This is a genomic window from Dongshaea marina, assembly GCF_003072645.1.
GTDB classification, from domain to species: Bacteria; Pseudomonadota; Gammaproteobacteria; order Enterobacterales; family Aeromonadaceae; genus Dongshaea; species Dongshaea marina.
The window spans coordinates 4,970,262-4,984,362 of sequence record NZ_CP028897.1; the positions used below are offsets into that span (position 1 = coordinate 4,970,262).

Annotated in this window: 11 protein-coding genes; 6 read left to right on the forward strand and 5 right to left on the reverse strand. The window is 46.3% G+C overall.

The features are described from left to right. Positions 1-111 precede the first annotated feature (111 nt). The 4 genes from DB847_RS23340 to DB847_RS23355 all read left to right on the forward strand — a co-directional run bounded on the left by DB847_RS23340 (position 112) and on the right by DB847_RS23355 (position 4,987). Positions 112-780 carry a DUF1007 family protein gene (locus DB847_RS23340; protein ID WP_159084823.1) on the forward strand — a complete coding sequence of 223 codons (669 nt, stop codon included), beginning with the start codon at positions 112-114 and terminating at the stop codon, positions 778-780. Then, positions 777-1,826, forward strand: a complete 1,050-nt coding sequence (locus DB847_RS23345) for a nickel/cobalt transporter (protein WP_108652816.1) — start codon at positions 777-779, stop codon at positions 1,824-1,826. The genes DB847_RS23340 and DB847_RS23345 overlap by 4 nt, the downstream gene beginning before the upstream one ends. Positions 1,827-2,601: 775 nt before the next feature. Further along, complete coding sequence (locus tag DB847_RS23350) at positions 2,602-2,826, forward strand: YgdI/YgdR family lipoprotein (protein ID WP_108653083.1); 225 nt, start codon at positions 2,602-2,604, stop codon at positions 2,824-2,826. A 295-nt stretch (positions 2,827-3,121) separates the two neighbouring features. Next, positions 3,122-4,987 (forward strand): putative ATP-dependent zinc protease, encoded by a 1,866-nt coding sequence (locus DB847_RS23355; protein ID WP_108652817.1) that lies wholly within the window; start codon positions 3,122-3,124, stop codon positions 4,985-4,987. A gap of 553 nt (positions 4,988-5,540) precedes the next feature. Here DB847_RS23355 and DB847_RS23360 read toward each other — a convergent pair. After that, entirely contained in the window at positions 5,541-6,041 is a 501-nt protein-coding gene (locus tag DB847_RS23360) for a hypothetical protein (RefSeq protein WP_108652818.1), read from the reverse strand. A gap of 1,042 nt (positions 6,042-7,083) precedes the next feature. Between DB847_RS23360 and DB847_RS23365 the strand changes: the two genes are divergently transcribed. Next, complete coding sequence (locus tag DB847_RS23365; RefSeq protein WP_108652819.1) at positions 7,084-7,308, forward strand: YgdI/YgdR family lipoprotein; 225 nt, start codon at positions 7,084-7,086, stop codon at positions 7,306-7,308. Between the two features lie 55 nt (positions 7,309-7,363). On the opposite strand, the gene DB847_RS23370 is transcribed toward DB847_RS23365, so the two are convergent. Beyond that, positions 7,364-7,771 (reverse strand): hypothetical protein, encoded by a 408-nt coding sequence (locus tag DB847_RS23370; protein WP_108652820.1) that lies wholly within the window; start codon positions 7,769-7,771, stop codon positions 7,364-7,366. Positions 7,772-7,795: 24 nt separating this feature from the next. Beyond that, on the reverse strand, positions 7,796-8,623 hold the full coding sequence (locus DB847_RS23375; RefSeq protein WP_108652821.1) for a CPBP family intramembrane glutamic endopeptidase: 828 nt from the start codon (positions 8,621-8,623) through the stop codon (positions 7,796-7,798). A 256-nt stretch (positions 8,624-8,879) separates the two neighbouring features. Here DB847_RS23375 and DB847_RS23380 point away from each other — a divergent pair, with 256 nt between their 5' ends. Then, positions 8,880-9,542 carry a hypothetical protein gene (locus DB847_RS23380; RefSeq protein ID WP_108652822.1) on the forward strand — a complete coding sequence of 221 codons (663 nt, stop codon included), beginning with the start codon at positions 8,880-8,882 and terminating at the stop codon, positions 9,540-9,542. A 53-nt stretch (positions 9,543-9,595) separates the two neighbouring features. On the opposite strand, the gene potE is transcribed toward DB847_RS23380, so the two are convergent. Beyond that, positions 9,596-10,975, reverse strand: a complete 1,380-nt coding sequence (potE, locus tag DB847_RS23385; RefSeq protein ID WP_108652823.1) for a putrescine-ornithine antiporter — start codon at positions 10,973-10,975, stop codon at positions 9,596-9,598. 98 nt (positions 10,976-11,073) lie between these two features. After that, the gene (speC, locus tag DB847_RS23390; RefSeq protein WP_108652824.1) at positions 11,074-13,422 is read right to left on the reverse strand and encodes an ornithine decarboxylase; all 2,349 of its coding nucleotides are present in this window, start codon (positions 13,420-13,422) and stop codon (positions 11,074-11,076) included. Positions 13,423-14,101: the final 679 nt, after the last annotated feature.

Genomic DNA, 14,101 nt, shown 5'->3' on the forward strand with positions numbered 1-14,101 from the left:
TTACAGCTTCTCGGGCTAACCTAACCGGCAAAGGCTGGCCCGGTTGGCCATTTTCTGTTGAGCTAAGCAGGCTGAGGAATAGTGAAAATGTGGCGATGGAGATTGAACGGCTTGATAAAACAGATAATGCTGATCGCTCTTTGCATGGTGAGTACCCTGGCAGTGGCGCATCCACACTCTTGGATTGAACTTCACACCAGGTTTATCGGCAATGATAAGGGGCAATTAACCGCCCTGAAATACACCTGGGTGTTTGATGAGATGACCTCCTCCTATACCCTGGATGGAGAGGATCTCAGCGCCAAAAACAGAGCCAAAACACTGAACAGGGTCGGAGCTTCAATCGTCTCAAATATGGCCTATTATCACTATTTCAGCTACCTGTATAACAAGGGGCAGCCGGTCAAATACCACCTGGCCACCGAGCCTCACCTCGCCTATGACAAGGGTAAATTATCCCTGAGCTTTACTCTGCCGATAGCTCACCCCCTGGCGATGCAGGGCAAACAACTTGAGCTGCTGATCTATGACCCAACCTACTATATCGATATGAGCTACCCCCATACTCAACAGATACAGCTAGACCCGATCCTAGCCAAGTCCTGTCAAATCAAACTAATCTCCGCGAATCCGGATCCCAAGCTGGTTGCCTATGCCGCTTCGCTGGATGTCGATCACAAGTCCGACGATAGTCTTGGTCAATATTTTGCGCAGCGCCTTGTTATCAATTGCACGGCCAATCATCCCCCAACATCCGTAGTCTCCAGAGGGAAAAAATGAATCAAACCAAAGCGAGGCAGGGAGTTGGGTTGCTTATCTCCCTCATCATTATCGGGGCCGTTGGCTACGGCTTATGGCTGGTGTGGCCGAAAATCTTACTCTTTGCCATCGTTGAGCAAAAACAGTTGGTATCGCTTTTAACCCAGGAACTTCGCCAACTGCAAGGCTCTGCCGGTATCGGCTGGGGATTGATTGGGGCAAGTTTTATCTATGGTGTAGTCCATGCCATAGGTCCGGGACACGGAAAAATGGTGGTCAGTACCTACCTGGCAACCCACCCCACCCGGGTGAAAAGCAGCCTGGTGATCACCATCACAGCGGCCCTGATGCAGGCCCTGGTTGCGATCACTCTGGTTACCCTGATCCTGTTTGTGTTTCAGCTGTCGATCAAGACGATCAACAGCCAGCTGTTTACCCTGATCCGCATCAGCTATCTGCTGGTGCTGCTACTCGGCATTGGCCTTATCGTGCAAAATCTACGCAAACTACTGCGTTCAAAATCTCACTCCTCCCACCATCACCATGGTTGTAGCTGCGGCCATCAACATGTTCCAAATGACAGAGCATTGAGCGACGCCGTCACCCTGCGCACCAAGCTCGGCCTTATCTTAAGTTTCGGTATTCGCCCATGTAGTGGCGCCATCCTGATCCTGTTTTTCTCCTCCCTGATGAAGGTGTATAGCTATGGAGTGATCTGTGCCCTGGTCATGGCCCTCGGCACCGCATTAACCATCTCAACCCTTGCTCTGTGCACCCTGTTTGGGCGTCGCTCCGTGGTGACCCTGCTTAAAAGATGCTACCTCAGGAAAGGGGAGCCCACTCACAATAAGGGCAGAGCCAGGGCAATGACAGGCATGACAGGGGGAGTGCTCTTGATCCTATTATCCTTGCTGTTATTCCAAAGCGAGCCAAAAGTCATAGGCCCCGCCATCTTCACCACACCTGTGGTTAAAGAGGGAGCCCCTGAGACCTCCTCTCGGAAAAATCCATTTTTAGCAGCTCCGACTCCGCAGCAACAAAACTGGATTGCAGATACCACGGAGTAAGGGCTTGTCTGAGCAGATGATCTACCAGGCCCTGTTGATGTGTGACCGCACGCTATGAATCCATCTATGGAAGCTCCACCGCATCATCCCTGACGCAGAGGTTCTGCGTATTCACAATTCAACAGCTGCCAAAAATGATCTACTAATTGGAGCAGCTATTTAGAGCATTTTTCGTTTAATCAGGGTAGCTATTCCCGCCCCTCAAGTTCAAGTGCTGCTGTGAGCTTTGTTAAGCTGACCTTTTGCAGCAAGGGTGGAGTTGCAATGCAACGTAGCGAGAGGCAGGGAGGCTGAACTGGAAAAGATTATCAGGGAAGATAATCGATGCAGCAGAGCAACATGGATGTGACTTGCGAGTCAGTGATCAAAGTCAAAGCTGCTTTCATGAGATGAACCGGTTTATCCGGAAAACGCTCTAGATGCACCCGGAAGTGGTAATGGTATGACTCCCGTCATAGTTTGTCTCAAACAGTTTCAGCCAAAGATATTGCCTTTTTCTTGAATAGAAGGTCGAGACAACCTGTTTTCCCCGGTCTCAAAAGCAGCTTCAGCCAGTGCGTATTAGCCACAACAAGCTTTCAAATCAAGGCTCAGCTTTAAGTTTTGGACCACTCTATTTGTGTGGTGAACTGAAGGTATAGCCTTAGTGTCGAAGGTAAAACCTTGAAGCTAAGTCATGGTCGCTGATTTTTTACTCCCCGTGAAACACTTGTACCTCATGGAAGGGGTTGCTATCTTGGCTAGACTTTATGCACTTAGGAATAGGGTGACAAACATGTTGGTAAAAAATATTGTCGCTGGCAGCTGTGCCATGCTGTTAGCTCTAACACTGATAGGCTGCTCCAGCCAATACGTGATGACCACCAAGGATGGCCAAACTCTTGTTTCCCAAGGAAAACCTGAAGTGGACTCTGACACAGGGATGATCACGTATGAGGATGCACAGGGTAATGTTCGCCAGATTAACCGCGATCAGATCTCAGGGATGATCGAAAAATAATCGGGATTACCTCTCATCTGGATATCATCTACGACCACTTAGGAAGTATGAGCTTCATCATTGATGACTCTTTTTCAGCTCGTTGCTAGTGTCCACCCTGGCAGCGAACTGAACATGAGAGCTCTCACCACCTTAACTTCCATTGGAACCAAAATATCTTTCCAGCGATCCCCTTATATCTATGCTCCATCCCATACCCACAAACTAAGCATTTCACTGATTATCTGCGTTCAGATATCGTCACTAAGCAAGGTTATTAGATACCACTTATCCTATTAACCAGGAAAATATACAAATGAAAAAAATAACTGTGATTTTGTCTCTGTTTAGCCTGTCATGTTGGGCACTCACCTCTTGGGCAAAATCCCCCTCTGGCATGACACAGGATCCTATGTATCATTTCGACGATAAAATGATCTTGGGTCGAGTCGAAAATGTTTATTACAACATTTCAGGGCTCAGTGGGGTTCCATTTCCTGGAAAGGTAGACTCAGGAGCAGATACGACATCTATTCATGCTGAAGATATTCACCTATACAGCCTCAACCCTGAGTATAAAAACTTAACCGATAATAAACTATTGTGGGCAGTCTTTGGCAACCTAATTGGAACTCAAGGCCAGTGGGATGAAGATCTGTTCTCAAAAGCAAAATGGTCTGATGACTCATTCAAGCCTTACAAAGTTCATGTGACATTTAATATTACTCACCCTTACACGGGAAAAAAGATCAAGGTTGATCGAGATTTAGAGCGTATTGGTGTTATTCGTAGCCGAAGTAGCAGCACACCCATCTTACGGCCTGTTATTAACCTTCCTCTTACTATTTCAGGTAAAACCATCATGACTGAGGTCAACCTGACGAATCGGAATCATTTTTCAGCGCCAATTCTAATTGGCAAGACATACTTAAAAGATCATGCTCTGGTGATGGCTGGCTATGAGTATCTACAAGAGCAACCTAAAGCAACTCTCATAGGTAAAAAAGAAACTGTTCATATTTATGGTGTTCCCTATCAGGTTTCTATCTCTCTATCCAGTAAATACTCAAATGCTCATGCATTAGATATCAAGATTGATAGAAAGAATAGTAAGGTGTCCTTTGTCCTGGAAGGAGAGAATAAAGAGCATAAACCCATAACACTTCCACTGGTGCGCATGCTTAAGACTAGTAAGGGAGAACGCCCACTCGTCTATCTGCCAGTAAAGATAAATCAGAAAATAAATTATTGGCTGGTATATCTAAGCGATCGCGGTAACTTTAAGAGTCAGATCAGGCTTGGTCAAAATGTTATAGACCAACATTATGTTGTTGATACAGAAAAAGAAAATATATTAGCAAAAAGCGGTGCACCTTTCAATAAAGAACAACATCCTGATTCTCTGATTATCTCACCAAATGAAAAAATAACAATAGATGATAAATTTGAAGTGCCGGCCTATCCTACGTTTACTGTCAAGACACCTTTGTTAAAGTTACCCAGCTATAAAACAATAAAAAACAGCGCTGGCGAAAAAGTGGTTTTTTCCTTAAAGAATGACAAGGGTGAGTTTGAATCCATAACAAAGGATGTCATTAAAAATATAAAAGTCGGAGAGAGAATCCGTCCTGTTGTTTCTGGGAACATCTTTATTAATAACAAAAACACCCCAGTAGATTTCGCATTAGCCAAGCTAAAACCTGGAAAGATAGAGCCATCTTTTATTTTGGGACATAAGATGATTAAAGGGAGTATTCTGGTAAATTCTCGAACTGAAAACCTTTTAAGCCCTCACCCCTTGTTTATAGCTGACCATATAGAATTAGCAACCGTAGAAGGATTAATATTTCCTGTTAAGCTAGATACTGGCGCGGATATGAGCTCAATCAATGCTCAGAATATCAAGCTATTTCAAAAAAATGGTAAAGAGATGGTTAGCTTTCTTTACAGAAATAATATGGGACAACAAAAAGAATTTACTCGCGATGTGGTTGGAATCAAACGGATCAAGGCTAAAAAAGGAGAGAAGCCAAACGTTCGACCTGTTGTTGAAATGCAGGTGAGGCTTGGTAAGCTCGACAAAAAAATCCGAGTCAATCTACAAGATCGCGATCGTTTCCACTACAGCATGATTCTAGGCAAAAATTTTCTTAAATATGGTGTGATAGTCAATAGTGATTAAATATCATCCTTGTAGCTAAATGACTAGCTACCATTGATGATCGCTCGGACAGCGACCGAGCGATCATCAAACTCCCCCTCTTAATAGCTGATCCTATCACTGCTACATCTGTTGATGTGTGACCGCAGACACGCCATGAATCCACGCATGGAAGCTCCACAGCGTCATCCCTGACGCAGAGGGTCTGCTTATTCACCATTCAACAGCAGCCCCAAGTGATCTACTATTTGTAACAGTTATTTAGAGCTGTTTCGGATTAATCTGGTTCATTATGTTCAGCTCAACGAAAAGAATTTCAGGCTTTGCTAAGCTGACCTTCGACAACAAGGACGCTGCAGTAGAGCGGCCAGGGATGGTATTGCGAGTCAGCGTGTAAAGCCTGAGATTAATTACAGCATTGGCTCCATTTATGGAGAAAATGCTCTAGACTTGGGATAATCAGGGGAATGCACCCTGTATCCCTGTCTTTAGATTGAGCCGGTGTTCATAGCCTCCTGCTTTACCACAAGCAAAATGCATGAGTTGAGCTAGTTCAAAAGTTATCTAACCCCATTCATGCTTCAGGCTCTAAGCAAGTCGATGTATCCGCAACGCCTCCTGATCCATTTGAGCCACTTTTGTGAAGCAAGATCCAACAGGGGTCGTACTGTGTTTTTGGGAACACCCGAAACCATACATTATGGTAATTATGAAAGTGATAATTGGCTGAATAGGTGATCCCATTCGTGGTGAATGATGCTTTTGTGTATTTATAGTCATCACCAGCACAAAGTCGGATATTGTTAAGGGTATAGGAACTCTTCCCTGCTGGAATGTTTGCCGTAAAATGCAATACCTTAGTATCACCACTTTTTTTGCTTTCACCCCTGGTCGCCATCCGATTAGATTGCTGCTCGCAATATACATCTATATTGACCTTTGTGATTGCAGGAAAACCAACTGAGCAAGCCATAGACCAGCCACCGACAGCTTCACAACTGATGGTTAGGTGGGAGTTGCTTGATGCAAAACAAAGAGCGGGCAAAAAGATAAGGGATATTATTATAGTCTTCATTTCTAATCCTTAGATTAATGTTCAACAAAACTATAAGCATATAATTAAAACCAATTATTACCTGGACGCATAGGTTACGTCTCAACTGATTTGATTTAATAAATCAATATCTATTACATATGAGTTATCAGGCTCACAAAAAAAACAATATAAATTTTTATTATCCACCCACGACCAAATCAAAATAACACCCGGTGACATGTTGCTGCAAGTTTTCATTACTAAATTATCAATTATTTACTAAACGCCTATTGAGGAGCACCATAAAAATAGAGGGATAATAAACACCTATCAAAGCCAGAACCTGTGCTGTAGGAAAACCGAATGCAAGCCTATTTTTCTCATCAATCCGACTCAGACAATCTATGCAAAACCAGACTGTCAGTATGATAAATGCCACATAAAAACTAATAGTAGCCAAATTATACAAGATCAGCTTCACTAATCATTTAACCCATGCGGCTTTCTTAACCTAAATAGCTGATCCTATTACTGCTGCATCTGTTGATGTGTGACCGCAGACACGCTATGAATCCATCCATGGAAGATCCACCGCGTCATCCCTGACGCAGAGGGTCTGCTCATTCACAATTCAACAGCTGCCTCAAGTGATCTACTCTTTGGAACAGTTATTTAGCCGGGCCAAATCCATGTTTATTGAAAATCATGGCTATGCTACGCAGCTAACAAAGAGGCCCTCCATTTCACCGGGGTTAAACGCCCCCCCGGGTGACACCGATAGTTTTTTGAATCCTCTGTCGACTGCAATGCCGCTTGATCGCCCTTTTGATTCTGGATCTCTTTTTTCTTGCAAGACTCTCGAGGTCGGCTGAATCTCAACAAGCTGCTTCAAATCCAGGTTTAGTTATGAGTCTTTGTGCTGGCTATTCTTTGAGCTAACCTGAATTTACCTCCATGACCTGACAGACAGCGAATGGGGCGACATCAGCTCTGGTAATCTTTATCCCTCTAAGGATGTATTCCTGGCAGATGGGGTTACCAGGTTGACTGCTCTAGATTCACTTAGGAAGGAGTAACGAAGATGTTGGTAAAAAATATTACTGCCGGAGCCTGTGCCATGCTACTTGCTCTGACACTGATAGGCTGCTCCAGCCAATACGTGATGACCACCAAGAATGGCCAAACTCTGGTCTCTCAGGGAAAGCCCGAGATAGATTCGGATACCGGGATGATCACCTACGAGGATGCACAGGGTAATTATCGTCAGATCAACCGTGACGAGCTATCACAGGTAATTGAAAAATAATTGATGAATCCGATATCGGGGCCAGCAGTGATAGTCACTTCTGGCCCTGACTGCATCATCCCAGTTCAGTCTTGGCAACCCGCTTGTACCAGCCGGAGATCATCTTTTGCCCGCTGCCCAGGCAGCCCGACCACAAGGCATGTGATTTTGGCTCATAGTACCCCAGGCAGTGACCACCGAACTTCGGCTCGAAAACCAGCACTAGCTGGCCAAAGCTTTGCTGGTTATCGAGACACTGCACCAGGTTAGACTGCTCCCTGCCATGGGTAAGATAACTCACCCTGAACTGACCTTTGTTCGCGGTTGGCTTGAGAGTGATTTTAGAGACTGTTCCGGAAAAACTTCCAACCCAGTCTCCGGCAAGAGTGGCACATTGCAAAGGCGAGGCCTCACCCTTTGCAAAAGAGACCCGTGATACACCACAGAGTAACAGAAGGAAGATAACAACTGGGATTCTTTTCATGATGACTCCTTGAAAGAGGGCTTGCTAACGAGCCGCCGGATAGGTGAAAAAGATAAAGTGGATCATATTGAGCGAAAAGTGCAGCAAGATCGCCGCCTCCAGGCGTCGCTTCAAGAGATAGGCTCCACCGTAAAACAGGCCGCTGACAAAGGCCAGGGCAACCAGAGCAGGGCCGCCCGGGTAGTGAGGCAATGCAAACACCAGGCTCGCCACCACAAGTGCAACCTTTGGTCCCAGCACAGGAGTCAGCAGGCGTCCCTGCAACAGCCCACGAAACACCACCTCTTCACTGATACAGACCAGCACAAGATTGATCAGGGCCCAGAGTGGTAGCCAAAAAGGAAGTGTCAGATCGGGGCGGATAAACCCGCTCCCCCAGCCAATGGCGATCATCAACAGGATCGAAGGCAGCATAATCGCCCAGGACCTAAGGGCCTCCAACCATTCACTTAGTTTGTGAGCAAAGGGTTGTAAAAAAGCCAGGATCACGAAAGCGATGGCTGGTTTATCAAAATTAACCCAGGTTCTGATCGGCAGGGCTTTATCCGAGAGATGGATATTATCCAGCCACAAATAGTTATTAAAACCTGGCAGCAGGTGGACAATGGATGCCAAAGCCAGCAACAGCAACAGGCTCCAGGCAATAACAGGGCAGCGACCTTTACGACTGGTCACCCAACCCAGGGCCACAGAGATCAAAAGAATCAGCAGACCAGTCCAGGTTATACGCTGTAAAACTAATCCTGCGATCACACTTAGCCCAAAGAGTCCCCAGGCGATCCGTTTGTCTTTGAACCATAGCCCAAGAGTCGCCATGATCAGCAACAGGTAGGGAGTAAGTAGTATCGTCATATCAAAGGTGCTCGATCAGGAATAAACCAGAATGATACTCATTTGCATCCAAGTGCGAAATCATAAAAATCCCGGGCTTTCATTTTTTGATAACAGAAGATTATTCTGGCTGCAGACTCAAAAAGCCAATTAGGGTGGCATGCCAAGCACTATTTTTGCCCCCATTTAACTTACTCTCCCACTGTCCTTACGGAATCGGCTAAGATAGTCCCAGCTCCGCTTAATGCGGATATCTATTGATAAAGGACTCTCTACAATGACCCGATCGCTCAGATATGCCAGCCTGCTGGTTCTCACCAGCCTGCTTCTTATTCCCTCCTGTTTTGCCGCTTCCCCGCAACAGCCGAAGGCTCCCGGCAAAGGAATTGAAACCATAGTAATCGTCCGCCACGCAGAAAAACCCAAAGCAGGATTAGGACAGCTCAGCGTCACAGGGCTTAAGCGATCTTTGTTGCTACCTGAGTTCTTTGCCAAGAACTTCCCTAGGGCAGATTACATCTTTGCACCAAACCCCGCGGTGAAGCACTTTGAAAATCATGGCGACAAGCAGTATCACTACTACATCCGCCCACTGGCAACCATAGAGCCTACAGCGATCACCTTGGGACTGCCGGTAAACGTCGGGATCGGCCTTAATGATCACAACAAGCTGGTCGAGGCACTACTCCAGTCTAAATACCACTCATCAACCATCTATGTGGCCTGGGAGCACTCACAGATAGTCAAGATCGCCAAAGAGATAATGACTCGCTTCGGTTCGGATGCAAAGGTACCTGACTGGAAGAACAGCAACTTCAATATGTACTTTGTCTTCACCATTGACTGGAACAAAAAAGAGAATCAACTCACCTTCAAGGTCGGTGACGAAGGCTTCCATGATCTGGATAAGCAGGCTGTGCATCCGGCTTATCTCAATTAAACCCTCAAAAATAAAGCGGCCCTCATGGGGCCGCTTCTCGATGAGCCGTAAAATCAAAGCATCATAACAGGATCCAACTCCTTTTCATCCGGATCTACCACAGGCTCTGTAATCTCAGATTCCACAATTGTGGTTTTCTCAAAATCATAAGCCTTGAAGCCATAGATAAAGTAGCCGGCGATCGTCACCAGGGCTCCCCAGAACACAGCACTCATTCCTGCGGCATACAAGCCATAGAAGCTATAGATCAATGCAACCATGCAGATCAAGAGGTTACGTTGATAGACCCGCCCCGTTATTCCGGATTTTTTCATGATACAGATCAGGGCAGACAGGGCCAACACATAGGGCACCACATTGGTAAAGACCGCCAGGTTCACCAGTACCTCAAACTGTTTGTTGAGATTTGGCGAGATGGTCATCAGGGCCATCACAGTCTGTACCGCTGCGATAAAGCACATCCCCAACACAGGCGCATCGGCCCGATTAAGTTTGCTGAAGAACTTTGGAAACATCCCCGCATCGGCCGCGGCCTTAGAGACCTGGGAGATGGTAAACTGCCACCCCAGCAAAGAGCCGATACAGGCGATTACTGCCAATACCATCACAACCAGACCCACAGTTGGATTAAACATCTCGGCAAACACCATTCCAAAAGGTGCCGTTGAGCTGGCAAGCTCGGCATTGGGGACAATCCCCTGCATTACGGCAGTAGATAGGATGTAGATGATCGCCGCCCCGCCGGTTCCCAACAAACAAGCCAGAGGAACATTCTTTTTCGGGTTATCCACTGCATCTGAGTTAGCGCAGGCGGATTCCATCCCTAAAAACGCCCACAGAGTCAGAGCGATACTGGAAGACACTGCATGACCAAATGGCAGGTGGTGCGGATTCCAGGCCGCCATGAAGAGATCTGGCTTAAACCAAAACCAGCCGATCACACACAGGCCCGCAACCGGAATAATCACTCCCCAGACGGTAACTGAGCCGATCCGTCCTGTCAGACGTGGCCCTCCAAAGTTAGCAAAGCTGGTCAGCCAAAGCAGCACAATTACCCCGATACAGATATGAACCGGCGATGATCCCAGCCAGGGAAAAAAGGGCACCGCATAACCCACAGCCGAGATCGCAATGGCGACATTGGCGATCGCCAGTGAGATGTAATAGGTGTAAGAAGCCATAAAAAATGCCGACTTCCCGTGAGCCTCCTCGGCATAGGCAGACATGCCTCCCGAGCGGGGACACAAAAAACCACACTGGGCAAATGCGTAGGCAATTGCCATTGAACCCACCGCAGTCACTAACCAGGAAAGCATGGAGATTGTACCCACCTGAGCAAGGTTCGCCGGAAGCATAATAATTCCGGAGCCCATCATATTTACAGCCACAATAATAGTGAGCTGCATCAGCCCCATTTTTTTATTGGATGACATAATCAAGCCTTATAAAACAGTAACGTCAGGAAACAGATAATTATTTTTGGCGGAGCCCCGAATAAGACTCCGCATTTTTATTTATGAAAACAAACTAGTTATTCCCGTACTGCGTAGGTATAAAACTTAATTCTTCCATCCACATTTTCCTGATAGACCCCCTGAACCTCATAATTAAATCCGGCAAAGCGGTTAAATGAATCTTCAAAGGCCAGGAAGTAATCGATCATCGGCTGGGCATTTTCATCCCAACGCTCTCCCGGAACCACAATACCGATCCCCGGTGGATAGATGAGAGCCAGAGTTGCGGCAATTCGCCCCTTAATATCTTCAATTGCAACATAGTCGACATCATTGCCAATCAGGGCGTGATTCGCTTCCTGGGCCGAGATCGCCTGCTCAGGGAAGCTGCTTGCCCTGAACGCCTTACGCTGCAGATCCTTGATATTCATGTCACGATAGAAGTGGTGCATCTCGTCACACACCTGCTGGATGCTGTATCCGGCGTAACGCTCGCTATGGGCGGCATACAGACTAGGTAGCACCTCACTCAGGGGCGCATCCCGATCATAGAGCTCCTTGAACTTCACCAGCTTGGCGATCAGGGTATTGAGCTTGCTTTCATCCTCGGCCGGAGTCATCAGGAACAGGATGCTGTTCAGATCGCATTTTTCCGGAATAATGCCATTTTCCCTGAGAAAATTAGCAACCACGGTCGCCGGTACCCCAAAATCCAGGTACTCACCGGTGTTGCGATCAATCCCTGCCGTTAGCAGCATCAGCTTGTTCGGGTCGACCATGGCATAGCCCTCGGCATATCCCTGATAACCATGCCACTTCGCTTTGGGATCAAAGGTCCAGCACTGCTGCTCCTGCTTGAGGACCTCGGTCGGGATCTCTTCCCAGGCCTGCCCAAGCAGATCTTCGGTATGCTCAGAGTTTTTAATGGTGACCCGATCCGGCACAAAGGGATCAAAGAACCACTGCTCTCGCGGCGTCTGCCCCTTCTGTCGATAGTGCCCGGCCAGCTCCCTGAGCTTCTTGCGGGTCTCAATGCCAAGCTCGATGCAGCCATCCCACAGCATCTGGCCACTTTTTCCTTCATGGATCTTGGCGTTAACATCCAGCGAGGCAAACAAAGGATAGAAGGGGGAGGTTGAAGCGTGCAGCAGGAAAGACTCATTAAAGCGCTTGTGGTTGATGTAGCGCTCCTGCCCCTTGAGGTGGCTATCCCTCTTATGGATCTGGGAAGCCTGAGAGAAGCCCGCCAGCTGCTTATGCACCGACTGGGTTGAAAAGATCCCGGGCATATCCGGCGTCAGGTTCTCAAGACGCATAGGGCTGTGGTCTTTAAACAGGGGATGAAATGCGTTATAGCCGATCCAGGCTTCATCCCACAGAACGTACTCACACAGGTGTCCTATCTTCTCCATCACCCGCTTTGCGTTATATACAGTACCGTCATAGGTAGCCAGCTCAATAATTGCCAGACGGAAAGGCCGCTCCTGAAGATAACGCTTGGGATCTTTCACCTGAGGATTATTTTTTATCTGCTCTCGAAGATAATTTTCATCCAGGGCATCCCAGTCGATCGCACCCACCATACCATGAGCATTACGGGCAGCTGGCAGATAAACAGGAATCGCCCCGGCCTGAACTAATGCACCATGATGATTTGATTTATGGTTATTTCGATCAAAGAGAACCAGATCGCCTTTTTTGAGCACTGCATTATTCACGACTTTATTTGATGATGATGTGCCATTTAAAACAAAATAGGTTTTATCGGCACCGAATACTTTTGCCGCATGTTGCTGAGCCCGACACGCAGCTCCCTCATGAATCAATAGATCGCCTAAATCAACATCGGCATTACACAGATCATCGCGAAACACGGTTTCACCGAAGTGTTCAAAGAAAAGGCGTCCCGCCGGAGATTTTTTATAAAACTGTCCCCCCTGGTGTCCCGGGCAATCAAAAGCGATATTGGCATCCGCATCATAGGAGAGCAGCGCCCCGAAAAATGGTGGGAGCAGGCTTTGGCCATAACGGTGAAGGCTACCAAGAATCTGCTTTGTGTAGTAAGTAGGTGTTTGCTCTCCAAGGTAGATATATCCCTCAAGCTCACTGAGTCCCTGATAGCCAACCCGTGAGCCAACTGAAGAGACAGGGTAGCGCTCGGCTATTCCCCAGATCGGAGCCTGACATCCGCTTCCCCGAATCGTTTTAACCAGTTCGCGGGCCATATCGACACGGGAACTATCGATTGAGATAATGAAAGCCCCAATGGAAGCATCCTTGACGAGATCGCTGCCACAATTTTGACTAATCGCAAGCTGATAATTTTTTTCTGAGATGGTTGATAGCAGCTCTTGTAACTGAAGATTATTTTTATCAGCAACAACAGCAACTTTCATGTATTTATGAAAATCAATAGACATAGCCATGACTTTACCTTAATAAAAAGAATAGCCAATCAGTAACAGGGCAAATAAAATCCTGTCACCTTGACATTATCGGTAAAAAAACATAGACTATCTTCGGTTATATGATTTAAACACCATATAACTAGATAGCAGTTCAAATTTTCGATTCCAAGTTGATTATTAACTGTTATTAAATTTGACGGGCGGCTGGAATGAATTGGCGTTCGGCCAGCCGCTTAGTCAATATTTAGTTTACCCATACAACCTCTTCCTGGTGGCTTTAAATATACGCAGCAACTATAAATAATCAGCCGCGTTTCGAAACAAAGAGAAGCCATTACTCAAATGACACCGGAAATGTTAACACTAGTTTTTTTAGTGTCAAATCTAAAACGCAAAAAGTTGACCCCTATCAACAATACCACAACAAACACTTCCTTAATTAAACATCTAAATATATTTAAATCACTCCGGGTGTAATATTAATTACTACATTAATTACTTTTTATTATTTAAATACATTTAATTGCCCCCAGTATTGAGATATCAACAGGGATTGTATTATAGTTAGCCATTCAATTTGTGGGTGTACGAAAATCATACACCGATTGACCGAATAATCGCTTTTCAAAGACACTAAAACTAGCATAGTCACGAGAGAGGCACGATCGCACTGGTTGCTTATCACACTGAACAGCTT

Coding starts and splice junctions, on each gene's coding strand:
- DB847_RS23345 (WP_108652816.1), top strand. CDS start 777: ATGAATCAAACCAAAGCGAGGCAGGGAGTTGGGTTGCTTATCTCCCTC.
- DB847_RS23350 (WP_108653083.1), top strand. CDS start 2,602: ATGTTGGTAAAAAATATTGTCGCTGGCAGCTGTGCCATGCTGTTAGCT.
- DB847_RS23355 (WP_108652817.1), top strand. CDS start 3,122: ATGAAAAAAATAACTGTGATTTTGTCTCTGTTTAGCCTGTCATGTTGG.
- DB847_RS23360 (WP_108652818.1), bottom strand. CDS start 6,041: ATGAAGACTATAATAATATCCCTTATCTTTTTGCCCGCTCTTTGTTTT.
- DB847_RS23365 (WP_108652819.1), top strand. CDS start 7,084: ATGTTGGTAAAAAATATTACTGCCGGAGCCTGTGCCATGCTACTTGCT.
- DB847_RS23370 (WP_108652820.1), bottom strand. CDS start 7,771: ATGAAAAGAATCCCAGTTGTTATCTTCCTTCTGTTACTCTGTGGTGTA.
- DB847_RS23375 (WP_108652821.1), bottom strand. CDS start 8,623: ATGACGATACTACTTACTCCCTACCTGTTGCTGATCATGGCGACTCTT.
- DB847_RS23380 (WP_108652822.1), top strand. CDS start 8,880: ATGACCCGATCGCTCAGATATGCCAGCCTGCTGGTTCTCACCAGCCTG.
- potE (WP_108652823.1), bottom strand. CDS start 10,975: ATGTCATCCAATAAAAAAATGGGGCTGATGCAGCTCACTATTATTGTG.
- speC (WP_108652824.1), bottom strand. CDS start 13,422: ATGGCTATGTCTATTGATTTTCATAAATACATGAAAGTTGCTGTTGTT.